Source organism: Acidisphaera sp. L21, from assembly GCF_009765685.1.
GTDB lineage: Bacteria > Pseudomonadota > Alphaproteobacteria > Acetobacterales > Acetobacteraceae > LMUY01.
The window spans coordinates 24,559-44,909 of record NZ_LMUY01000043.1 but is presented as its reverse complement, the minus strand read 5'-3'; the positions used below and the strand labels follow the sequence as shown (position 1 = coordinate 44,909).

The 20,351-nt window shown below is 64.7% G+C and carries 21 protein-coding genes; 11 read left to right on the top strand and 10 right to left on the bottom strand.

Annotated features, from left to right (window positions below; genetic code table 11):
• Nucleotides 1-121 precede the first annotated feature (121 nt).
• Complete coding sequence (gene ada / locus GSQ76_RS09515) at nt 122-1,186, top strand: bifunctional DNA-binding transcriptional regulator/O6-methylguanine-DNA methyltransferase Ada (RefSeq protein ID WP_254070322.1); 1,065 nt, start codon at nt 122-124, stop codon at nt 1,184-1,186.
• Here ada and GSQ76_RS09510 read toward each other — a convergent pair.
• The 3 genes from GSQ76_RS09510 to GSQ76_RS09500 all read right to left on the bottom strand — a co-directional run bounded on the left by GSQ76_RS09510 (nt 1,183) and on the right by GSQ76_RS09500 (nt 2,883).
• Nucleotides 1,183-1,611 (bottom strand): GNAT family N-acetyltransferase, encoded by a 429-nt coding sequence (locus GSQ76_RS09510; protein ID WP_216850974.1) that lies wholly within the window; start codon nt 1,609-1,611, stop codon nt 1,183-1,185. The genes ada and GSQ76_RS09510 overlap by 4 nt on opposite strands.
• Before the next feature lie 208 nt (nt 1,612-1,819).
• Entirely contained in the window at nt 1,820-2,521 is a 702-nt protein-coding gene (locus GSQ76_RS09505; RefSeq protein WP_158743676.1) for an SDR family NAD(P)-dependent oxidoreductase, read from the bottom strand.
• On the bottom strand, nt 2,521-2,883 hold the full coding sequence (locus GSQ76_RS09500; RefSeq protein ID WP_158743675.1) for a hypothetical protein: 363 nt from the start codon (nt 2,881-2,883) through the stop codon (nt 2,521-2,523). The genes GSQ76_RS09505 and GSQ76_RS09500 overlap by 1 nt, the downstream gene beginning before the upstream one ends.
• A gap of 124 nt (nt 2,884-3,007) precedes the next feature.
• On the opposite strand from GSQ76_RS09500, the gene GSQ76_RS09495 reads away from it, so the two are divergent.
• The 3 genes from GSQ76_RS09495 (at nt 3,008) to GSQ76_RS09485 (ending at nt 6,095) form a co-directional block, all read left to right on the top strand.
• Entirely contained in the window at nt 3,008-3,421 is a 414-nt protein-coding gene (locus GSQ76_RS09495) for a response regulator (protein WP_158743674.1), read from the top strand.
• 205 nt (nt 3,422-3,626) lie between these two features.
• The gene (locus GSQ76_RS09490) at nt 3,627-4,760 is read left to right on the top strand and encodes a helix-turn-helix transcriptional regulator (RefSeq protein WP_158743673.1); all 1,134 of its coding nucleotides are present in this window, start codon (nt 3,627-3,629) and stop codon (nt 4,758-4,760) included.
• 57 nt (nt 4,761-4,817) lie between these two features.
• The gene (locus tag GSQ76_RS09485; protein WP_158743672.1) at nt 4,818-6,095 is read left to right on the top strand and encodes a cation:proton antiporter; all 1,278 of its coding nucleotides are present in this window, start codon (nt 4,818-4,820) and stop codon (nt 6,093-6,095) included.
• A gap of 60 nt (nt 6,096-6,155) precedes the next feature.
• Here the strand turns inward: GSQ76_RS09485 and GSQ76_RS09480 are convergent, their stop codons facing one another.
• On the bottom strand, nt 6,156-7,541 hold the full coding sequence (locus GSQ76_RS09480) for a methyl-accepting chemotaxis protein (protein ID WP_158743671.1): 1,386 nt from the start codon (nt 7,539-7,541) through the stop codon (nt 6,156-6,158).
• A gap of 86 nt (nt 7,542-7,627) precedes the next feature.
• Nucleotides 7,628-8,407, bottom strand: a complete 780-nt coding sequence (tam, locus tag GSQ76_RS09475) for a trans-aconitate 2-methyltransferase (protein ID WP_158743670.1) — start codon at nt 8,405-8,407, stop codon at nt 7,628-7,630.
• 95 nt (nt 8,408-8,502) lie between these two features.
• Between tam and GSQ76_RS09470 the strand changes: the two genes are divergently transcribed.
• Together GSQ76_RS09470 and GSQ76_RS09465 are read left to right on the top strand one after the other, a co-directional pair.
• Nucleotides 8,503-9,450 (top strand): LysR substrate-binding domain-containing protein, encoded by a 948-nt coding sequence (locus GSQ76_RS09470; RefSeq protein ID WP_158743669.1) that lies wholly within the window; start codon nt 8,503-8,505, stop codon nt 9,448-9,450.
• 140 nt (nt 9,451-9,590) lie between these two features.
• Nucleotides 9,591-9,980: a hypothetical protein gene (locus GSQ76_RS09465; RefSeq protein ID WP_158743668.1), complete on the top strand. Its 390-nt coding sequence runs from the start codon at nt 9,591-9,593 to the stop codon at nt 9,978-9,980.
• 7 nt (nt 9,981-9,987) lie between these two features.
• On the opposite strand, the gene GSQ76_RS09460 is transcribed toward GSQ76_RS09465, so the two are convergent.
• On the bottom strand, nt 9,988-10,182 hold the full coding sequence (locus tag GSQ76_RS09460; protein ID WP_158743667.1) for a hypothetical protein: 195 nt from the start codon (nt 10,180-10,182) through the stop codon (nt 9,988-9,990).
• A gap of 645 nt (nt 10,183-10,827) precedes the next feature.
• A complete protein-coding gene (locus GSQ76_RS09455) occupies nt 10,828-12,753 on the bottom strand; it encodes an SPFH domain-containing protein (protein WP_158743666.1) in 1,926 nt (641 codons plus the stop codon).
• Between the two features lie 302 nt (nt 12,754-13,055).
• On the opposite strand from GSQ76_RS09455, the gene GSQ76_RS09450 reads away from it, so the two are divergent.
• Nucleotides 13,056-13,265, top strand: coding sequence for a hypothetical protein (locus tag GSQ76_RS09450; protein ID WP_158743665.1), 210 nt, complete (start codon nt 13,056-13,058; stop codon nt 13,263-13,265).
• Between the two features lie 105 nt (nt 13,266-13,370).
• On the opposite strand, the gene GSQ76_RS09445 is transcribed toward GSQ76_RS09450, so the two are convergent.
• Nucleotides 13,371-13,568: a hypothetical protein gene (locus GSQ76_RS09445; protein WP_158743664.1), complete on the bottom strand. Its 198-nt coding sequence runs from the start codon at nt 13,566-13,568 to the stop codon at nt 13,371-13,373.
• A gap of 146 nt (nt 13,569-13,714) precedes the next feature.
• Between GSQ76_RS09445 and GSQ76_RS09440 the strand changes: the two genes are divergently transcribed.
• From GSQ76_RS09440 to GSQ76_RS09430, 3 genes are all read left to right on the top strand, one after another.
• Entirely contained in the window at nt 13,715-14,041 is a 327-nt protein-coding gene (locus tag GSQ76_RS09440; protein WP_158743663.1) for a hypothetical protein, read from the top strand.
• 100 nt (nt 14,042-14,141) lie between these two features.
• Nucleotides 14,142-14,552: a carboxymuconolactone decarboxylase family protein gene (locus GSQ76_RS09435; RefSeq protein WP_158743662.1), complete on the top strand. Its 411-nt coding sequence runs from the start codon at nt 14,142-14,144 to the stop codon at nt 14,550-14,552.
• 65 nt (nt 14,553-14,617) lie between these two features.
• Nucleotides 14,618-14,848: a hypothetical protein gene (locus tag GSQ76_RS09430; RefSeq protein ID WP_158743661.1), complete on the top strand. Its 231-nt coding sequence runs from the start codon at nt 14,618-14,620 to the stop codon at nt 14,846-14,848.
• A gap of 15 nt (nt 14,849-14,863) precedes the next feature.
• Here GSQ76_RS09430 and GSQ76_RS09425 read toward each other — a convergent pair whose 3' ends face one another.
• Entirely contained in the window at nt 14,864-18,139 is a 3,276-nt protein-coding gene (locus GSQ76_RS09425) for a Hint domain-containing protein (protein WP_158743660.1), read from the bottom strand.
• Between the two features lie 210 nt (nt 18,140-18,349).
• Between GSQ76_RS09425 and GSQ76_RS09420 the strand changes: the two genes are divergently transcribed.
• Nucleotides 18,350-18,616, top strand: a complete 267-nt coding sequence (locus tag GSQ76_RS09420; protein ID WP_158743659.1) for a hypothetical protein — start codon at nt 18,350-18,352, stop codon at nt 18,614-18,616.
• Here the strand turns inward: GSQ76_RS09420 and GSQ76_RS09415 are convergent.
• Complete coding sequence (locus GSQ76_RS09415) at nt 18,593-19,780, bottom strand: acyltransferase (RefSeq protein WP_158743658.1); 1,188 nt, start codon at nt 19,778-19,780, stop codon at nt 18,593-18,595. The genes GSQ76_RS09420 and GSQ76_RS09415 overlap by 24 nt on opposite strands.
• Nucleotides 19,781-20,351: the final 571 nt, after the last annotated feature.

The following is a 20,351-nucleotide window of genomic DNA, read 5'->3' as shown; positions in this document are numbered from 1 at the left end:
ATGCCAACACTCCGCATCTTGCTCCCCAAACCCGCGCCCCCCATTTCGATTGCGGCGCAAGACCCGGAGTGTCCGTTCGATGCTTGCCCGGCATGGTCCGATGCCTGAGAAGGAGCACGCCATGAACGCCATCGCCCCCGCCACATTCGACACCGAAGCCGACCGCTGGACCGCGCTCCGCAACCGCGACAAGCGTGCGGACGGCCGGTTCCTCTACGCCGTCGCCACCACCGGCGTGTACTGCCACCCCTCCTGCGCCGCCCGCCCGGCCCGGCCCGAAAACGTGAGCTTCCACGCCGACCGCAGCGCCGCCGAGGCCGCCGGCTTCCGCCCCTGCAAACGCTGCAAGCCCGACCAGCCGCCCCGCGCCGAACGCGAAGCCGCCCTGGTCGCCGACGCCTGTCGCAGCATCGAACAGGCGGAGGAACCCCCGGCGCTGGACCAACTGGCCGCCGCCGCCGGGCTCAGCCCGTTCCATTTCCACCGCCTGTTCCGCCGCATCGCCGGCGTCACGCCCAAGGCCTACGCCGACGCCCGGCGTGCCGATCGGGTGCAATCCGGCCTGCGCGCCGGCGACAGCGTGACCGAGGCGATGTACGACGCCGGCTTCAACTCCTCCGGACGATTCTACGCCGCAGCCGCGAACATGTTGGGCATGGCGCCATCCATCTTCCGCGCCGGCGGGGCAGGGGAGACGATCCGCTACGCCACCGGGCATAGCACGCTAGGCCCGGTGCTGGTCGCCGCCACCGAACGCGGCGTCTGCGCCATTCTGCTCGGCGAGGACACGGCCGCCCTGCAATCCCGCTTCCCCCGCGCCCAGCTGGAGGCCGCCGAAGCCGGCTTCGGCGACTGGGTCGCGCAAGTCGTGGCCCATGTCGACGCCCCGCGCGACAGCTTTACGTTACCACTGGACATCCAGGGCACTGCCTTCCAGCGCCGGGTCTGGGAGGTGCTGCGCAGCATCCCACCCGGCGCCACCAGCAGCTATGCCCAGGTCGCCGCGCAACTCGGCAACCCGAAAGCCGTGCGTGCCGTGGCCGGCGCCTGCGCCGCCAACAAACTCGCCGTCGTCGTCCCCTGCCACCGCGTCGTCGGCTCCAACGGCGCGCTGTCGGGCTATCGCTGGGGCGTCCAGCGCAAACGCGCCCTGCTGGATCGGGAGGCCGCGGGCGGCGCGGACTAGGGCCGTTCACCCATCCACAAAGCCATCCCGCGCGCCTCTGGCAAAACCGATGCAAAGCCGAGTTGCTCATACAATCGATACGCCTCGCCATTCGCCATCAGGCTGACGTAAACCTCCGCCGGTACAACCGCCGCGACATGCGCCAGCAACGCCGCCATGATGGCCTTCCCAAGCCCGCGGCCCTGATGCTGCGGGTCGACCGCCACATCGACGATATGCAGAAACAACGCCCCATCGCCGACGATGCGGCCCATGCCGATCGTATCCTCGCCGTGCTGAACGCAAACCGCGAAAAACGTGTTGGGCAGACCGCGATCGGCCGCTGCTGTACTGCGGGGCGCCAGACCGCTGACCCGACGAAGCCGAAGATAATCCGCGGTATCGGGCGTCGCCTCGTGCAGCATGTAGTCAATCGGGAGTGTCACAGGTCTTCCTTTCGTGGAAGCCGCCGTGACCGGATTGCCTACGCCGTATCGACCAAAGCACACCGGGCGACGGCGGCAATGGTCATAGACGATGACGACATGCCGCTCCCTACTGGAAGCGCCACCAATTCGCCCGGACCGGGGTTATGACCGTCATCATCGCCGAAATAGTTATCGTGGCGATGCCGCGCCGGCAAGGGTGCCGGGTCTAAAGCGTGTCCTCGTGCCGGCAATTCACCAGCAACTCGGCCACGGACGCGTTATTGGGCAGATGCAGCACCGCCTCCACCAGCACGGCCAGATCTTCCGGCTGGGTCATCTGGTTGCGTGCCATTTGGGCGGTGGGCACGTGTGCCGTCATGTCCGTATCCACGAAGCCCGGCGCCACCGTGGTCGCACGGATGCCATGTGCCCAGCCCAGCCGCCGCACCTCCTGCGTCAGCGCCACCACCGCGAACTTGCTCATCGCGTAGGCCAGATTGTCATTGCGCACCCGCTTGCCCGACAGCGACGATACGTTCACCACCCGCCCGGTGCCGCTGGCGACCAGATGCGGCCAGGCGGCGCGGATCACCCGCATCGGCGCCATGGAGTTGACGTTCCAACATGCCTCGAACGGCGCGTCCGCCCCATCCAACAGCGTGCCCTTCGGATTGATGCCAGCCGCGTTCACCAGCGCGTCGATCCGCCCGTGGCGCTGCATGGCGGCGGCGGCCCAACTCGCCGCGGCTTCCGGCTGGCTGGCATCGTAGCGGTGATGCGACAAATTCGGGTGCTCCGGCAGCCGCGCCGGGTCGCGCACGCCGGCGCTCACCAGGCACCCGGCGGCCAACAGCCGGTCGAGCACCGCCCGGCCAATGCCGCGTGTGGCGCCGGAGATCATGACGACGCGGTCTTTCGGGTTCAGCATCAGGGCACCTCGGGTTGGGCGGACAGATCCCCACCGGACAGATCGAGCGGCTCGAAGCTATTCAGCACGGTCTGCACCTGGCCGGCCTCGTCTTCCATCACGCGGACGCTCAGCACGGTGCCACCCCTTTGCACCGCTTTCTTATAGGTTGCCAGCCGCGCCCCCTCGGCCTCCTCACCGAATAGCCAGGTCCACAGCCCGCTCTGTTCCGCCGGGGCGGCGGCCACGTCTTCTAGGCTGGACTGGTCTACCGGGTGGCGCCGGATGTCGCTGGCCGGCACACCCATCTCGCGCAGCGCCCGGACCGCGTTATTGGCGCGTTTGCCGCTGTCATACGCAACAATGATCGTCTCGTATGCCATCCAGCTGCCTCCGATGCCGCCACGGTTGTAGGGCCAAGTCCGGTTGGCTGGCCAGATGGCCCAACCTACGTGGTCACGGTCAAGGGAGCCCGGAACCAACGGGCATCGAACGGCTTATCAGACCATGGGAACGTTGCAGTCTGTTTCAGCCAAGCCAGTCGTCGTCGTGCTGGTAGAGGACGAGTTCCTTATCCGAGCCCTCATGGCGGACGTTTTGTCGGATGCCGGGTTCGACGTGCGGGAGGCCGCGGATGCACATGAGGCGCTCGTCATCCTCCAGGCGCATCAGGGCGAGGTAAGCCTGCTATTCACCGACATCCACATGCCGGGCACCATGGACGGCCTGGCCCTCGTCCACCACGTTCACGAAAACTGGCCATGGATCCGCCTCCTGATCGCGTCCGGCAAAGCCAGGTTGGAGCCATCGGACCTGCCGCCCGGCGCCCACTTCGTGCCGAAGCCCTATGACCTTAAGGACACGGTGGATCGTGTGCGCCGTATGGCGATTCATCATACGGCACCGCCGACAATGCAGTAGTAATCCTGTTTTGCAACCGTAATCAGGCCGTCGCATCGAATAAGCAAATACACTTGGGGCCGCGACCATAGTGGTACGCATGTCAACAAAGCTCGCGATTACGTGATGTCGGCTAAAATCGAGTCGCAGCCGCTGCCGAAACTGTTAAACTAGCGGCCAGCCGGCACTTTATGTCCCCCGGCGGGTAGGGCGCACTCGGCGGACCATGCGGATTACGGAGTCTGACTACCTCTCAACCATTGGGCTCATCCACGACGCGGCGCTGGATAGTGCCGCGTGGGACCCATTGTTGCGTCAATTGGCGCGACTGCTGGGCTGCGTGGCCGGCGGATTGACGGTCGAGGACCCGGCGACCGGCCGCGGCAATCCCATCACCTATTTCGGCTTCGATCCACAGCATGTCGCGCGCACGTTCGACCGCTATCTACCGATGAACCCGCTATTCGGCTGCGCCCAAAAGATGCAGCCCGGCGCCATCATCGCCAACGGCGACGTCATCCGCACGCAGGATTTCCGCCGGACCGAGTTCTATAACGGCTGGGCCAAGCCGCAGGGCCTGTGCAGCCCGCTCACCCTGGTCGTACACCGCATGGGCAACACGGTGATCCCGCTGACGTTGGTGCGCCCGGATGGTACCGGGGAGGCGACCAAAGCCGATCGGAATTTCCTGCATCGCCTGGCGCCCCATCTCATGCACGCCATCCGCGTCTCTATGCGGGTGCAAAGCCACGAGCACCGTTTGCAGGCCATGTTGGAAATGCTCGGCGCCATGTCCGGCCCGGGTTTCCTGCTGGACGGCCTGGGTCACGTCATGCTCACCAGTCCGGCCGCGGACCAGATGCTGGCCGACCCGGCGACCGATTGGCTGTCTGTCACCGCTGGCGCGCTGCAGATCCAGGACGCATCCAACGATGCCAGGCTACAGCGCGCCGTGTCCCATGCGCTGGGCCGCCACAGCACGGCCACCGGCACCGTGATCGAGGTAGCCCGCCCTGGTCGTCGACCCATCAGCATCACCGTGACACCGCTCCCGAGTGCCCAGACCCGCTGGTCCGAACTCGGCATGGACGGCGCCGGCCGCGCCCGCTGCCTGGTGCAGGTGGAAGGGCTGGAGGGTGACGATTTTGCCCGCCGCTTCGACCTCACCCCGGCCGAAACGCGGCTGCTGGATGCGGTGTTGTCTGGCAACGGCCTGGCGTGGTCGGCGCAGCAACTCGGCATTTCCCGCGCCACCGCCAAATCGCATCTGGACCGGGTGTTCCAGAAGACCAACACCTTCCGCCAAACCGAACTCATTGCCCTTGCCCGCCAGCCGGGTGCCCGCCGTACTCAGCATTAGAGCCTTGTTGCAGGGATCGGTGATTGTTATGCCCTCGCGACGTACGAGGGTGGGACAATGACCGCGTCGGCATACGCGACCGAGCATCTGCTGCTGCTCGTGCTGGGCCAGTTGATCGTGATGATCGGCGTGGCCGCCCTGGGTAACGCCGCCGCCCGCCGGCTGGGCCAGCCCGGTGCGGTGGGCGAGATCCTGGCCGGCCTGGCACTCGGCCCATCCCTGTTCGGTCATGTGTTCCCCACCGCCTCGGCGGCCTTGTTCGACCCGGTTGCCATTACCGCCATCACTGCCATCAGCCAACTCGGCCTGTTGCTGCTGATGTTCCAGGTCGGGACCGAGTTCGAGTTCAGCCGCCTCCGCCTCCCGCAGGAGCGTGGGGCCGTGCTGCGGGTCGCCCTGGCCTCCATCCTGGTGCCGTTGGCACTGGGCTGCGGGTTTGGGTTCGCCTCGGCCGGCACGTTGGCGCCGGGTGCCAGAGTTGTGCCCTACAGCCTGTTCTGCGGCGTGGCGGTGGCAATTACCGCCGTGCCGATCCTGGGCCGCATCCTGCGCGAATACGGGCTGACCCGGAATCGCGTCGGGCTGATCGCGATCTCTGCCGCGGCCATCAACGACATCGTCGGCTGGATGCTGCTGGCGTGCATCACCGCCTTCACCATGCAACAGCTATCGGCCGCATTCTTGCTCTGGCGCGCTGCGGCACTCGTCGGTGGCGGCCTGCTGCTATGGTTCGTTCTGCGGCCCATGGTGCCGCGGGTGCTGGCCTACTTCCCAGTGCGGGCGGGGGCATTGCCCCCCGGCCTGCTGGCCTGCGTGCTGTGCCTGGTCATGATGCTCGGCTGTGCCAGCAACATGATCGGCATCTTCACCATCTTCGGCGGTTTCGTCGGCGGCCTGCTGTTCCATCGGCACGAGGCATTCGTCGCCGCCTGGCAGACCATGGTCGGCCGCTTCGTCCTGGTTTTCTTCTTGCCGGTGTTCTTCACCTTCACCGGGCTGCGCACCAACCTGCTGGGCCTCACCATGGCGGACATGCCGTGGCTGGCCTTGATCCTGGCCATCTCCATCGGCGGCAAGGTCATCCCGGTCTTCGTCGCCGGCCGCGCCTCCGGCTTCGATGGCTGGCAGGCGGCCACACTCGGCGTGCTGATGAACACGCGGGCGCTGATGGAACTGATCGTGCTGAATGTCGGCTACGATCTGGGCGTGCTGCCGAAACGTGTGTTTACCATGCTGGTGATCATGGCGGTGGTGACAACGATCATGACGGGGCCGCTGCTGCAGGTGCTACTGCGCCGGATCGGTTACGCGAAGATCGTCCGCGTCGCCGCCTAGATTTCGTCGGCCCTGGGTTTCATACGCCCTGAACTTCATACGCCCTGGGTTTCATACGCCCTACGTTTCATAAGCCAGGCAAATCGCGCCCCAATGCCGGCCCCGGATCGTCACCGGGCCAGATGCATGCTTCACCACCGCGAACACGCCGCCGCCCATGTTGCGACGGTAGGTCTGCAGCAGGAACGGCAGGGTATCGTTGGCCGAGGCACGGATGTTGGTGCGGTCCCGAAAGGTGCGACGCTGGCGGCAATTGGCATGGTTCCACACCGGGTCGCTGCTCTGCGGCTGGGAATATGCTTGGGTGTGCGTCGGCAGGTAGCCGTTGCGGTCCGTTGCAACGCAGTACACCACGCGTGGATCGAACTTCAACGCGGCCTCGATCAGCGGCGGCATGATGCGGTCGGCCGTCTTGGTGTAGCGGGCCATCATCTGGACCGGGTTGGTGCCGGGGATCGCCTGGTAATCCTCGTCGAACATATCGTCTTCGGTCAGCCGGCCGGCATCCAGTTCCCGCGTGAACAACGCGCTCACCTGAACCGCGACGCGCTGCACGTAATCGATGAACGGCGTATCGTCGGTGACGCCGCCGCCCTGCAGCACCGCGCCCACCATTTCCTCCGAAATGGTGACCAGGCCCAGGATCGTGTCACGCGCGCGGCGGATATCGCTATCCGAGCCATGCATGTCGCGCGACATCTCCCGCATCGCCTCCCGCAACTCGGTGCAGCGCCCGCTGACCTGCTGGGTGTGATCGGCGATGTGGTCCGTCCGCTCGGTAATCTCGGCCATGCGCTGCTTGGTCATTCCCACCAGGCGCAGCACATCCGTGCTCTGGGTGTTCACCAGATTGGCCTGCGTGGCACTGGTCTTGGCCCGGCCGATCATGATTTGCGCCCCTGCGCGCAATCCCTCCACCGTAGCGCGGATGCCGACCGTCGCCTCGGCTGTACGGGCGGCTAGCGTGCGTACCTCGGCGGCAACGACCGCGAAACCGAGCCCGTATTCGCCTGCCCGCGCCGCCTCGATCGCGGCATTCAGCGCCAGCATCCTCGTCTGCGCCGCGATGGAACTGATCTGGATCGCAACGGCATCGATACTGCGGAGCGCCTGTTCCAGCGTCGCACCATCCGCTCCCAGGGCAGCCACATCGGCGGCAAGCTGCGACACCCCAAGTGCGGCCAGTTCCAGCGACGCATAGGATCGGTCCATGTCGGACCGCGCCGTCACGGCATGCCGTCGCGCCTGTTCCGCCGCTGCGGCCACCGCGATATTGTCGTTGGACACGAGAGAGGTGAACACCTGTAACTGATCGAGCGCCACGACTCCCTTCGTCACCCGCGCCGACACGTCCTCGACCGACCCGGCGACATCGGCCACGCCCAGGCTCAGCAGGCCAGCCTCGCGCGCCATGCGCATGATGATCGGGTCGGACGGCGGCTTCATACCATTTTGGCAGTCACACAGTATTTCCCCAAAACCATAATCACTCGAAGTTTCGCAATGCTTAAGCTTTGGGCGCTCGGTCGGTGCTAACCCGGTGTGGTGGCGACGAAGAACAGGCGAGGGAACGGCAGCAACACCGTCCCATCGGGTTGCGCCGGATGGGCTTCGGCGATGCAAGCCTGGTAACGCGCCAAGAAAGCCTCCTGCTCCGCTGCATCCAGGCGTTGCAGGAAGGGGCGCAACGAACTGCCCTTGAACCACTCCACCACCGCCGCAGCCCCGCCCGCGAGCGGGTGGTGGTAGATGGTGCGCCAGATGTTCACCGCCGCCCCCGCCCCGTGCAGCGTGCGATAATACCAGTCGGGGCTGTGCCGGCTGTCGGTGCTGCGCGCGGCGCCCGCCAGCTTGGCCGCCCAGGCGCCATCCTCGGCGACATCCCGCATCAGGATATGCGCGGGCTCGGCCAGATTATCCGGGATCTGCACCGCCAGGCTGCCACCCGGCGCCAATCGGCCAAGCAGCGCCGGCAGCAGCGTGGCGTGGTCCGGCACCCATTGCAGCGCCGCGTTGGCCAGGATCACGTCGACCGGCTCGCCGCTGCCGCTCCACGCCGTGATGTCCGACACCTCGAACCGCACATCCGGCAGGCGGGCCCGTGCGGCGTCCAGCATGTCGGCAGAACTATCCACGCCGCTGACCACGGCGCCAGGACACCGGTCCCGCAGCAACGCGGTCGAGTTGCCCGGTCCGCAGCCGAGGTCGACCGCGACGCGCACCGCCGCCGCCGGCAACTGTGCCAGCAGGTCGCGAACCGGCCGCGTCCGCTCGTCTTCGAACTTGGTATATTGCGTTGCCGACCAGGCCATGTCGTCGCTCCATCATCGTTGGGGCAGAGCCTACGACCGGCGCAGCCCGTCACCTATGATGCGACCTGACGATTTGTGATACCCTGAAGGTATCGATGATCGACCTGCACCGCCTTCGCGCCTTCGTCGCCCTTGCCGAGGAAGGCAACGTCACCCGCGCCGCCGAGCGCCTGGGCATGCAACAGCCGCCGCTGACCCGGCTGCTTCGCGGCATGGAAACCGAACTCGGCGCCATCCTGATGCACCGCCTATCCCGCGGCGTGCGCCCCACCGAAGGCGGCAAAGCCCTGCTGGCCGAAGCGCGCCTCATCCTGGCCCGCGCAGCCAAGCTGGCGGACATCGTGCAGAAGGCCGATCGGGGGGAGCAAGGCAGCCTCGCGCTCGGTTTCACCAGTTCCGCCGCATTGCATCCCTTCGTGCCCGCCGTGCTGCGCCGCTTCCGCGAAACCCTGCCCGGCGTCGCCGTCACCCTGGACGAAGCTGGCACCGCCGAGTTGGTGGACGCGCTGGTGCATGGCGCGTTGGACGCCGCCTTCGTCCGCTCCCCAGTGAAGGGCCAGCCTTCCTTGCAACTCGACATGGTGTTGGACGAGCCGATGCTGGCGGCCATTCCCGCGGGCCACCCTTTGGCGATGACGAACCAGAAGCTACCACTCGCCGCCCTGGCCGCCGAACCATTGATCCTGTATCGCCGAGCCAGCGGCCCCGGGCTGCACGATGCCATCGTGACCGCCTGCCGCACGCAAGGTTTCAGCCCGATCATCGCGCAGGAGGCGCCGCGACTGCCCGCCACGCTCAGCCTGGTGGCCGCTGGGCTGGGCATCTCCATCGTCCCCGCCTCGATGCAGCGGCTGGGTGGCGACGACATCGTCTATCGCGGCTTGTCACGCAGCGGCGGCCTGTCGGCGCCGATCCACATCGCCACCAGGCGCCTCCACCCCTCGCCAGCGCTAACGAGGTTTCGCCAGATGGTCGACAGCCTGCGCCGTGCCGCAAGCGGAAAGCAAGTAAAGGACAATCCTAAGGAGCGTAACGCTGGGTAAAATTCACGAGGAGTTGGCTGCCCCTGTCTGAAACCAAGACCGTAAAAATAAGGCTAGTCTCAGATGTCGCCGAGTGGTTAACAACTGCCTGCAGCCAGTCATTTCATCTTTCGCCGCCCTCTACCTTGAGACGAGAATCTTTGATGCGGGTGCCCATTCTGTTTCTGGCCATCGTCCTGTGTCATAGCGCCGCGGCCGATGGGACCACGCCGGCCTGGCTCGTCGCCCTACGCCCTGATCTAGTGATGCTCGGCCACGACGCGGAAATCGCCTCTCTCTGCCAGCACTATCGGCGTCACGAGGATGGGGCCGCCGTGCTGAATTCGCTCGATTCCCTCGGCGAGCGCGAGTTGCAGGGGCTGGACGCGAGCTTTGCCGAAAATGCCATTCTAGAGGGCCGTGCCGCGGCGCTGCTGTCGATCCAGCAGACCGGTCTACAAGGCTGCCCCAAGCGCCGCCCCGACCGGCTGATCATCATCCAGCGGCAGAGCAGGACACCCATTCGAAAATGGCCTCAGGTCAAATCCTAGCCAAGCGCTAATGCGCCTTGTCACCCTTCTTGTCGCGCGGCGCCAGCGCGCCCGGGGAGAGCGGCCATGGCGTGGGAGTTCGCGCCTTCTGGCCCTCGCCGGCCGCGATGCGCAGGGCCTCCTCAGCTGCCTTTGCCGCCGGGTCTTGCATCAAAGCCAGATCCAACTGCGTCGGACGATACATGGTCTTCGGTGTGCGCACGACAGTATGCCTCCTGGAAGGTGCGCCTATCCTGTCCGTAATTACGGCACAATACCGTAATAATACGGGCTTCATCACGTACTGCCAGTCCAACCGACCTCGCTATGGCTGATCCCGGCGTGAAAGTTACTCGCCATAGGCTAGCGAAGTCTCTGACACAACGCGACCTCTGCAATGGGCTAATGTCCTTCACGAAGATCACTATGACAGTAGGGTGCCGCTGCGGTGCCAAAACAATGAATTAAGTATTTCCGCCCAACAGTTCTGTATAGTCACTCGTTGGCACGGCTGCGGTCGCGCCCCGTGACCGTCTGGGCTTCCGGGTTATCGGTCACAATTCGAGACGAAACTATCCCATGATGCCGGCGTTCCCGTGGCATACAACAATCCGGTCCCGATCATGTCAGTATCTCAAGGCCTTCTGTTCGCGGCAATTCTGTGCGGCATCGCGGCATGCAGCAGCGCGCCGCCGAGTGCGTTCTCACCGGCGGTCCGGGCCGATAGTGGTCTCGCCGCGACCGGGTCGGCCGGGGCGGCCGGCGGCGCTGGCGCCCCTCTGCCCGGCACGGGAAGCGTGACGACGGCGGCCCACTAGGATGATGCTGGCGTCCACCGCGCTGCTGCGCGGTGGACGCCAGCCATCGATCAGGCCGTGGGCGTCGCGCCGATCGCCCGGCCGACATCGCCCCGCGCCAGCGTCAACGCCATCAGCAGGTCTGGAATACTGGACCCGCCGCCAGCCATCGCGACGCCGGGCACCATTGGCTGCGCTGCATGCTTCACGGCGTCGGCCAAGATCTCAACCATTACCTTCTTCAACGCCACCTCCGCACCGCCATAGGCATCCACCTGAGCCCGCGCCGCGTTCGCATTCGCGGTACCGACGGCTTCGATCTTGTCGGCCTCCGCTTGGCCAGTCAGCCGCACGCGCTGCGCCTCTGCCTCCGCCATCAACACCGTGGCCTTGGCATCGCGGGTGCGCTTGGCCACTTCCGCCTCGCCCTGGTTCGCCGCAACTTCGATCGCGACCTTCGACGCCGTCAGCGCCGGTTGCTGCGATGCAATCGCCTCGGCCTCCCGCAACTCCCGCTCCTTGCTCGCCGCAATTTGCTGGCTCTCATACGTGGCGACCTTTTCCCGAGCGACCTGGCGGGACCGCAGCTGTTCGAACACCGTGTCGATATGCTTGTCGCCGACTGAGGCCCGCGGCGTGCCGATCATCACCTCCATCACGTTCAGCCGGTATTTCTGAAACCGCGCCCGCATCTCCTCCAGCGCCTTCGCCTGCAACTCGCTGCGTCTGTTCACCAGCTCGATCAACGTCATGGACTGCGCCGCGTCCTTGAACCAGGCGCTCACCATCGGGTCCAATGTCTGGTCCACCAGCTTGCCGATTTCGGCGAATTGCTGGACCACATAGGGCGCGTCGGTCTGGCCGATATGCACCACGATCGACAGCGGCAGGATCGGCTCGAACGCATCTTTGGTGATCAGCACGATCTCCGACAGATTGGCGTCGAAATTATGCGTGTCCGTGCTGCCCTGGATCCAGCGCAGTTGGAAGTTGGTGGTGGGAACCTCCCGCACCTGCACCGCGAACGGGTTCATCGCATATTTGCCCGGCTGCAGCGGTTTCTGCCAGACGCCGCGCTGGCCCTGTTCCACCAACTGCCCATGCTTGTAGTCGTCGCCAGACAAATCCACCCCCTGCGGCCCGGTATAGGACACCACCACGCCGACATGGCCGATCTTGACGACAGTCTTCTCCGTCATCTCTACCGTCGCAAACAGCCGGTTCACGTAGTACGTCCCTTCCACCAGCACCTGTTCCTGCCGGCCCCGGCGACCGCCGGCCGCCAGGAACCGCTCGATATCCTGGAAGCTGTTGTGGAACATCGCAGGCTGCTTGGCATCGGTGCCTACGGTCGGCGCAATGATCTCGCCGTGGTCCAGCGCCGGGCCATCCTGGACCGTGACGACGGCGATCTGGTCCCCGGTGATGGTCACCGGCTCGAAGGCATTGCGGCTCTCCAGCATGGCGTGCAGTGAGTCCGCCTTCTCCGCGTCACCCAGCGGCACGGCATGGGTCGTGCTTTCGGTAAAAACCACGAACAGGGCGGTGTTGATGGCGTAGGTGCCCTGCCGCAGCATCTTGCGCTGCGGGCCTTGCTGGCCGCCCCTGCCCAGGAAGCTGCGTGCATCCTGTGGGTCGACCCCATCCGGCCACGCCGCCAGCGCCTGCCCATTCGGCAACGGCGCACCGTCCCGCGCGAACAAATAGCCGATGGACCGCACGGTGATCAGTTCCTTGCGGTGGATCCGGTATTTGCCCGGAAAGAACACGTGCCAGCCACCGCGGATTACCTCCGGTATGAAGCCGGGTGATCCGGTGAGCGACATGAAGCTGCTGCTGTCCTGGTTGCCGCGCACGGTCCATTTCCGCTCGACCACGCCGTAATGGTCGTTCGGGATGAAGACGAGGCAGGCACGCAGCAGCAGAACCAAAACGAGTACAGCACCGATCAAGCCTATGGCTGGAAGAGCCATGGAGACGATGGGGTCGAACGGCATTGAAACTGTGTCCCCTGTGTGAGGCGAATGGAGCTAGGCGCCTCAGCGGCAGGATTCGCCCTGCAGAACGCGACGAGGATCATACAACCCCGAAACGAACCCGGCGCAGCGATCGGCGTGGCGCAGCAATGCAACACCGGCATGGCACTGGGGTCCCTCCAACCGAAAATGAGCCCGTAGAGCCGCCGACCCGCGGCCGAAGGGATGGCAGTAGGAAACTCTCCTACCCGGTGATACAGTGGTGTGCAGCACCCGGCGTCGCCGGGCCGGGACGCGTATGAGGGGGGAATTGTTGAAATTCCATGTGGCATGTCGTGTTCGAGGACAAGTCTGGCCGGGTTGAGTCACAGGTAGCGCGCTCCCGCGATGCCGCGATCCAGACCGCTTGCGAGTTGATGAAGCTGTCGTTCGTCGTGCGACGGGCACTTGGCCCCAATGACGTGACGATCGAGCGGCCGGAACTTGAAGAGCATTACGACGAGGGCCGCTTCCCCGGTCTCCGCAAGACATAGGGCTTCGCAAGACATAGGTCTTCGCAAGGCATAGGTCTTCGCAAGGCATAGGTCTTCGCAAGACTTAGGTCTCGTAACCCTAGGTCCTTGTAGAGCCTGGGCCAGCTATCTTACTTGCCGCAGCTTTGCAGCACCCTGCGCGTATGTGGCGTTGTGATGCAGCCCGAGCGAGGCACAAACCGCGTCGGGCATGATGATCTCGCACTCCGCCACCCGATCCGGATTGGCCAGCGCATATCTCTCCGCCAGCACGGCATCGATGAACCTCTGCCGGTCCGATGGCATGGATGTATCGGTCGTCATATTCCACCTCTCAGAACACCTAGCACGGTTCCTGGTTCCACGCTGCCTCGCCGCCGATGGCCGGTCGGCTGACGCCGGGGTTGCATTGTCCACCGCCCCAAATCTCGCTACGTTGCGGAGATCGGCCAGAGACAACCGCACACGCCATGAAGCATCCCGTCCATAAAGTCGCCGCTCTGGCTGCCGCCCTCCTAGCGGCAGGCTGTGCCATGACATCCGGCATCGTGGCGATCGGGCCGGACACCTACGTGCTGTCGGAAATGCGTGCCCCCGTTCGCGGCGGTGGTGCCGAGGCGCAGCGCGCCGTGCTGGATGAGGCCGCGGGCTTCTGCCAGCAGCAGGGGCGTGCCATGGCAATGTTGGACCTTCGCCCGGACGGCGATCCCCGCGGCTATTACTGGCCCACCGCCTTCGACGCCACGTTCCAATGCCGACCCATCGGCACCATCGCGTCATCGGCCGCCCATCCATAGGGCTAGCCTAACCGTGGCATGAACCGCCTGGGCAAAGTTCGGCGTTTGAAAGCAAGCCGGGCCGTGTTGAAGTGGCACTAGCGGCAGCGGGACAACCAGCATGAGCGACGACACGACGGACGCGGCGGTGCAAAAGGGCCTCGCCAGCTTCATGGCCACCTTCGGGCGCGTGCCCGAGAATTTCACGCTACTCGCCCAGCATGCCCCGGCAGCCTTCGCCGGCTACGGCCTCATGCGGGATTTCGTGATGCAGGACACAGCGGCCGGCGGCGCGCTACCGTTGAAAACAAAGGAACTGATCTTCGCGCTGTTGGACACGTTGGCCGGCCAGACCCGCGGCGCCAAGAACCACGCCGCCGCCGCAATGAAACTGGGCGTTACGGTCCCTGAACTGGCCGAAGGGCTGGTGCAGGTCATCATGGTCGGCGGCATCACCACCTGGAATGCAACGGGCGCCGAGGTGCTGCGCCATTGTGCCGAGCTATCCGCGGCGGCCGACCCGGCTACGTAGCCTTGCCCATCCCGTCCGTTCGTGCCCGGCACTAAACCCGGTGTCACCTTAGGCGTTTGCTGGTGATGCCCGACATCAACCAGAGCCTGAACCACCGTGCCGTGCATTTCTCCATCACCCGGGAGAGCCTGCCCGACGAGCCCCCAGTGTTCCGCTGGATGGTTCATCCGGGCGACGACTCGGCCCCGCAGCCCATCACCGGTGCGGTCGACGGCCCCCGGGCTTTCGCGCGCGCCCATGCAGCAGCCTGTAGCGCGATAGACACCTGGCTGGACCATGGGTCAGGCACACCCTAAGCCGCGGAGCCACGCCTAGGCGGCTGACTGACTCGTCGCACGAGCCGGGCTCCTGTCAGCCCGGACCCAGGCCCGCAATTCCTGGATCAGTTCGATCCGGACCAGCCGCCCGCCTTCCGGCAGCCGGCCGCGCCCGTTGGTCCAGCGCGCCTCACCCGCAACCTTGCCGCGAGCGACCTCCAGCTTATGCCAACCCTCGTCCGGCAAGTTCGCGAGCGGCACTCTGGTTCCGTCCACCCAAAGGCCGGACAGCCGCACACCCAATCGGCGCAAGTCGGTCATATTCGGCCGCATCTGCGCCGGAACGAAGTGCGAAGACGCCAGCCAAGCCTCGCCATAAGCCGGCGGTAGCTCGAACACGAAGGCATTGCCCTCGACCCGGCTCGGCGCGAGGGCAACGCCGTCGACTAGGATGTGCAGCGCGACATCTGCTGTCAGCGCGTATCCGAGCAGGCCTGCAACCCCCAGGATCTTGGCCCGCGCCGCCGTCGTCGCCTGCTTCGACACGGGGAAGGTCTTGCGCAGCGCCATGTCCGCCGTGGACGAAAAATCCGGATGCAGTGCCAACGCGTCGCCGCCGTTTCCGAACGCGGACCGGTTGCCGGTATCGAGGTAGCTCTCCGCCGCGGCGCCGTTGGCGAAGATCACGTCGTGCCGATCCAACTCCACGTGCCAATACGTTACGCTATCGACCGGCACGGATGTGACGGTGGCGCCGTTGATCAACCGCTCCACCGGCAGCAGAGCCCCCTCGATCAACACGGCATGGCCGGGGCTCAGCCATAAATCATGGTGCGGCAGGCCACGGCCGAATGCGCCGGCCTCCACCCGCACCGGCCAGACTGTCGCCGGGCGCGGATGGTTGCGGCAGTCGAGTCGCCGATGACCCATCCAGATGATCGGGCGGTGTGCACCGTTGGCGGTGACCGCCATGTCACCCGGCGCCAATGCCTCCACCGCAACCTCGCCGCGAACCGTCAAGATCTGGGTACCGGCTACGTAGCAAGCAATCCCCTCCGCCAGGGCCACGGCACGATCCGCCTGGATCAGGCCCGCCCCCTGCGCCGCGGGGGACAAACCCAGGCTTATCGCCGACCCGGCCAAATCGTCCGAGACTTGCGCGGTGGTCAGCGACGGCTCGGCCTGCAGCATCAGCGCGGCCACCGCCGCCGCATCTGGCGCTGCGGCGGAGGTCCCGAAGAACGAGGCGAGTTCGGGAACGGTGGTGTTCACCCCGTCAGGCGCCACGAAATCGACCTTGCCCGCGCTCTCCGGCGTGGCGAGGGGTGTACCATCGCTGGCATACAGCAACGTGCCGGTGCCACTGTCGGAGTAATACTCCGTCGCGTCCGGCGTCTGCCCGAAGGCGGCGCTGTCCCCGTAATACGTGGCCCCGACCGTGTTGACGCCCGGGATGAGTTCCTGCCCCCGTATATCGCCCGAGCCGCTTGCGGCCTGTGGGTCGTCGATCACGCCGCCGGGTCCGGATCCGTTGCCGGTGGCCGATAGCACCAGCTTGAAGCCGCTCGGCTGGACCTGCCCGCCATTCAGATAGACGGCAAGTTGGTATGGTGTCGCCGCGCCGGATGTTGGCAAGGACGCGGAGATGTCGGTTGTCAGCGCCCCTTCGCTCGCCTGCGTGGACGTCGCCACCAATGTACCCGAGGCATCGAAGACCTTGAACGTCAGCGCATCCGGCGCGCCGGTGTCGCCCAGCCCTTCATAGGCGGCCGTCCATTGCAGATCGATCTGGGTCGACGTCGAGGCAGGCACGGTGATGGACTCGTAGGCCGTGCCGTTGCTGAACACATGCTCGTTCGCCACCGTGCCATCGTGCAGGGTCGTCGTTGCCGGGGCGAAACTCTGGTCGAGGAACGAGTCGCCAAAATTGCCGGCCGAGGTGAAGTAATCTACGCCGTCGCCGATGGCGTTGCTGACCGCGGTGTCCAGCGTCCCGTCGACCTGGTACATGGGTGTGTCGAGAAAGCTGATGTCGTCGACGATGATGTTGCAGCCCGCCGCGACGAGGCCGTTGATGGAACTCGCCATCGCCGCCTCGCTGTCGCCGGCGGCGGAAAAATACAGCTGCGCGCCGGGTGCCGCCTGGTAGATCAGCTCGGCCATCGCGCGGCCTTCGTCCGACGATCCAGTCCCGCCTTCGGTCAGGACGGTAACCGCCGATTTGCCGCCCGACTCGGGTAAATAGCCGTTGGCGGCGTCGGTATTGGCGCTGCCAGGGCTCGCCTCGTCGAAACTGTCGGAAATGATGCCGATCTTCACCCCGGCGCCCGTGATCGGCGTCGTCGTGCCCGGCACCGTCATCGTATCCCGGACGACGTTGGATCGCATCGCGTCGTCCGCACCGGCGTTCTCGTAGCGCTGCCGGGTGGACGTGTCGGTGTAGCTGACCAACGTGCCGCCATTGCCGTCGGATGTCGCGACCATCGTGCCCGCGGCGGCCGTCACGTGGTCGATCGTGGCCAGCGCTGGGCTGCCAGTGCCATTGTTCAGCGTCAATGTGCCCGTCGCGGCATCGTAGCTGACGTTGCTGGCACTGATGGTCGTGAAGTCGATCAGGTTGCCCGGCGTGAAGCCGCCGATGGAGCCATCGAATGCCGTCGGGTCGGCAAGCCGAAGCCGCCCATCCAACCCGAAGGTGAAATCCTGGCCGGCCGAGACGCTCCCCGCCAGCAGGAGGCTGGTCGAGAATGTGAGCTCCCACGTGCCGGTTCCCGCCAGGCTGCCATCGATCGTATCGGCGGCGCCGATCTGGCTGACGGTCCCGTTGTTCACCACGTTGACTGTGGACGGGGTTATGAAGCCGGACCCGGCCTCAACCGTGATGTTGCCCTCGAGGTCGAGTGTCTCGGTGCCGCTGATGGTCAGGCTGGAGCCGCGGGTGAACACCAGATTGCCCGGCTCGCTGCCATTGGCCACGCTCGCGAGCGTGAAGGTGGCGCCTGCAACACCAGCCGTGATGCTACCCTCGATGATGGACTGCCCAACCGCCAGAATGGTGGCAGACCCAGCGGCGGTGACGGTGAAATTGTGGTTCAGGATCGCATCGATCGCGGTGAGCGTCGTCTCCAGACCACCAGAGGTGCCGAGCGTCACCGCATCGGCGTCGAATGTCCCGTTATCCTTGGCCTCGCTACCAATCAGATCGATGTCGCCGCTGGCGATCGTGACGGTATCGCCGGGGAGGGGATAGTTCGCCGGGCCGGAACTGGTCAGCCAGTTGCTGGCGTCATACCAGTCGCCATTTCCGCCCCGCCATATACGATTTGCCATCGCCTCCACCCAAACGGTTGCGGGGCCATCGAACGTTGCGAGGTCGAACAGAGTCAATCAATTAAATTTTCCGCAATACCATTGCTGGGAAATAGCTGCCTGATTGCAACATTTGATGCTTCGGCATTGCCTCACTACGAAGTGACCCAGCAGCCGCTGCGATTGCCCAGCCGGCTACGTTCGCGCCCCAAGTGAATATGTGAGGCTGCCATGACCGAGGCAGATGTGCTCGACAGCTTTGGCCAAGGCTGTGCCACTTGCGCCTCACTTGTCCGCTATCAGGCCTTGCGGCAAATGTTCCACGCGCTGGAAGCGCTGGTGCCGATCGCACGCGGTGAATTCGATTGGGGCGCCATCGACGCCCTCGCCGACGAAGCCCGCTTCCGGCCCCGGCGACGGATCGCCCTGGTTGGCTATTCGAAGGGAGTGAGGGGGGCGGGTTCGGACCCTGTCCTAGCCTGTTTCGGCTTGTCTTAGGCTTCGATGCCGGCGCGAGCGCGGGGCGTCGATAACACTTCCCACGGCCGCCACGATAAATCGGTTGATGACGGCAGTGCCGCGCTCGACCGGCGAAAATCCCCAGGCGCACAAAACGCAGAGTGTTATCGTGGCAACTGCGATACCCAGGTGATCGGCCGACGTCTCGAACCCGTGTTGCGCGGCCCAGATGACCATCCACGACATCGGCCCAAGTATCATCGGCAACTGCACAAGATAGAGCGGAAAGGCAATGTGGCCGAGAAACCGCGATACGCGACTGCGCGCAAGAACGGCGCAAAGCGGTCGATTATTGATGATTCCGGTGACGACGAGGACGCCGACGGTCGTGCTCCAGCGCGTTCCCCGATGATCTCCGCACATCGCCCATTCACTGAAAAGCATTCCCACGACGATCAGCCCGATAGATCCTAGAAATCGCCGAGTTGAATGTCGCTTCAGCCGTCCCTCACTACGGGCCTGCGCGATCAAAACCCCTACGAAAAAGGCCGCTAAGTAGCTACCAACGACATAAAGGCAAACCGCGATGGCAGCGCAACATGTCTTTTTGAAAGCAATCGGCCGCTGAGCGAGCGCATACAAGATGACTGCCGCTGACCCAAACAACTCTGTCTGCATAGTCCACAGAAATGGCATGTACTGCGGCTCAGTTGGCGTCCACCAGTAAACATCGGCGAATGAATACGTAAAAACCGTTGCCAACGTCGCCTTGTCGGCAGAGGTAATCCTGAACCAATTTTCCCGATGAAGCAATGCGCTTGCACTATCCCACGAGTACAGCCCAGACTTCAGCAAAACGAAAATCATCATAGACGATACAAATATTGGTAGACTCAACCTGAGGTATCGCCTGAGCGCAATGCTTTGAACAATCGTTGAATTGCCGGTAGCCAAGTATTTGTAAACGATGACGTCGCCGGAGAGGACGAAGAATATCGCAACATCTGCCGAACCATTGATGAATGGCGCCGTCCACGAATTCCGAAAGTTTGGCTCGACGACCCCGAGTGCTTCCCAGAACACGTGAAACATGATGACAGACAATGCGGCCCAACCTCGAACAGCATCCATCTCGAGAAGGCGCAAACTCGTCTGGGTTGCTACGTTTCCGACGGAGTTGAAGTCGATTGCCTTGTCGAACAAACGAAAACCTTCACGTGAAAGCAGCCAACACCAACAACCTCAGCTCGTGCTGACGAGTGCCAACCCGATTCCAGAGTTCAACGCCCCATCAGCCCAAGGCATGAAACCCACCACGAGGTCGCGGGCCGTCTTCCACCGAACAGACTGGGCCGTGCGTATTAACGGAGTGTGACCATGTGTTGCTTGACCCCGATCAAGATCGTCTCCTCCGCGTTATAATACCGTAACTCTCTGTAAACCCACGTCGAGCATCGTCTGAATGGGGTCAGGAATTGTCAGTTGTCGCGGAATACCGTGGACTTGCCGCCGCGCCGATGCCCCACTCGTGACGGGCACCGCGCGGTGCCCGAGAGGATAACCGGCATCTCGCATGTTTAGTCGCCGAGGAAGCCACGGGAGCACTATGATGACTGTCGACGTCGACGATGCAACGGCGATTGAGGCGCGGACCGAGATCAGCGATCGCCGGCGACCCGGCCGACGCCCCGTATCGCCTGAACTTGTCGCATTGCTCCGCGCACCCACCAAGACGGAAAGTAGCGGGATTGCGCTAGCCGTAGCGCTATCGATT

Excerpts from the sequence above, each read along its gene's own strand:
- GSQ76_RS09430 (WP_158743661.1), top strand. The coding sequence starts at position 14,618 with ATGCCCGACATCAACCAGAGCCTGAACCACCGTGCCGTGCATTTCTCC.
- GSQ76_RS09470 (WP_158743669.1), top strand. The coding sequence starts at position 8,503 with ATGATCGACCTGCACCGCCTTCGCGCCTTCGTCGCCCTTGCCGAGGAA.
- GSQ76_RS09435 (WP_158743662.1), top strand. The coding sequence starts at position 14,142 with ATGAGCGACGACACGACGGACGCGGCGGTGCAAAAGGGCCTCGCCAGC.
- GSQ76_RS09420 (WP_158743659.1), top strand. The coding sequence starts at position 18,350 with ATGACCGAGGCAGATGTGCTCGACAGCTTTGGCCAAGGCTGTGCCACT.
- GSQ76_RS09495 (WP_158743674.1), top strand. The coding sequence starts at position 3,008 with ATGGGAACGTTGCAGTCTGTTTCAGCCAAGCCAGTCGTCGTCGTGCTG.
- GSQ76_RS09440 (WP_158743663.1), top strand. The coding sequence starts at position 13,715 with ATGAAGCATCCCGTCCATAAAGTCGCCGCTCTGGCTGCCGCCCTCCTA.
- GSQ76_RS09480 (WP_158743671.1), bottom strand. The coding sequence starts at position 7,541 with ATGAAGCCGCCGTCCGACCCGATCATCATGCGCATGGCGCGCGAGGCT.
- GSQ76_RS09505 (WP_158743676.1), bottom strand. The coding sequence starts at position 2,521 with ATGCTGAACCCGAAAGACCGCGTCGTCATGATCTCCGGCGCCACACGC.
- GSQ76_RS09490 (WP_158743673.1), top strand. The coding sequence starts at position 3,627 with ATGCGGATTACGGAGTCTGACTACCTCTCAACCATTGGGCTCATCCAC.
- GSQ76_RS09500 (WP_158743675.1), bottom strand. The coding sequence starts at position 2,883 with ATGGCATACGAGACGATCATTGTTGCGTATGACAGCGGCAAACGCGCC.
- GSQ76_RS09450 (WP_158743665.1), top strand. The coding sequence starts at position 13,056 with ATGTGGCATGTCGTGTTCGAGGACAAGTCTGGCCGGGTTGAGTCACAG.
- GSQ76_RS09485 (WP_158743672.1), top strand. The coding sequence starts at position 4,818 with ATGACCGCGTCGGCATACGCGACCGAGCATCTGCTGCTGCTCGTGCTG.
- GSQ76_RS09445 (WP_158743664.1), bottom strand. The coding sequence starts at position 13,568 with ATGACGACCGATACATCCATGCCATCGGACCGGCAGAGGTTCATCGAT.
- ada (WP_254070322.1), top strand. The coding sequence starts at position 122 with ATGAACGCCATCGCCCCCGCCACATTCGACACCGAAGCCGACCGCTGG.
- GSQ76_RS09455 (WP_158743666.1), bottom strand. The coding sequence starts at position 12,753 with ATGCCGTTCGACCCCATCGTCTCCATGGCTCTTCCAGCCATAGGCTTG.
- GSQ76_RS09425 (WP_158743660.1), bottom strand. The coding sequence starts at position 18,139 with ATGGCAAATCGTATATGGCGGGGCGGAAATGGCGACTGGTATGACGCC.
- tam (WP_158743670.1), bottom strand. The coding sequence starts at position 8,407 with ATGGCCTGGTCGGCAACGCAATATACCAAGTTCGAAGACGAGCGGACG.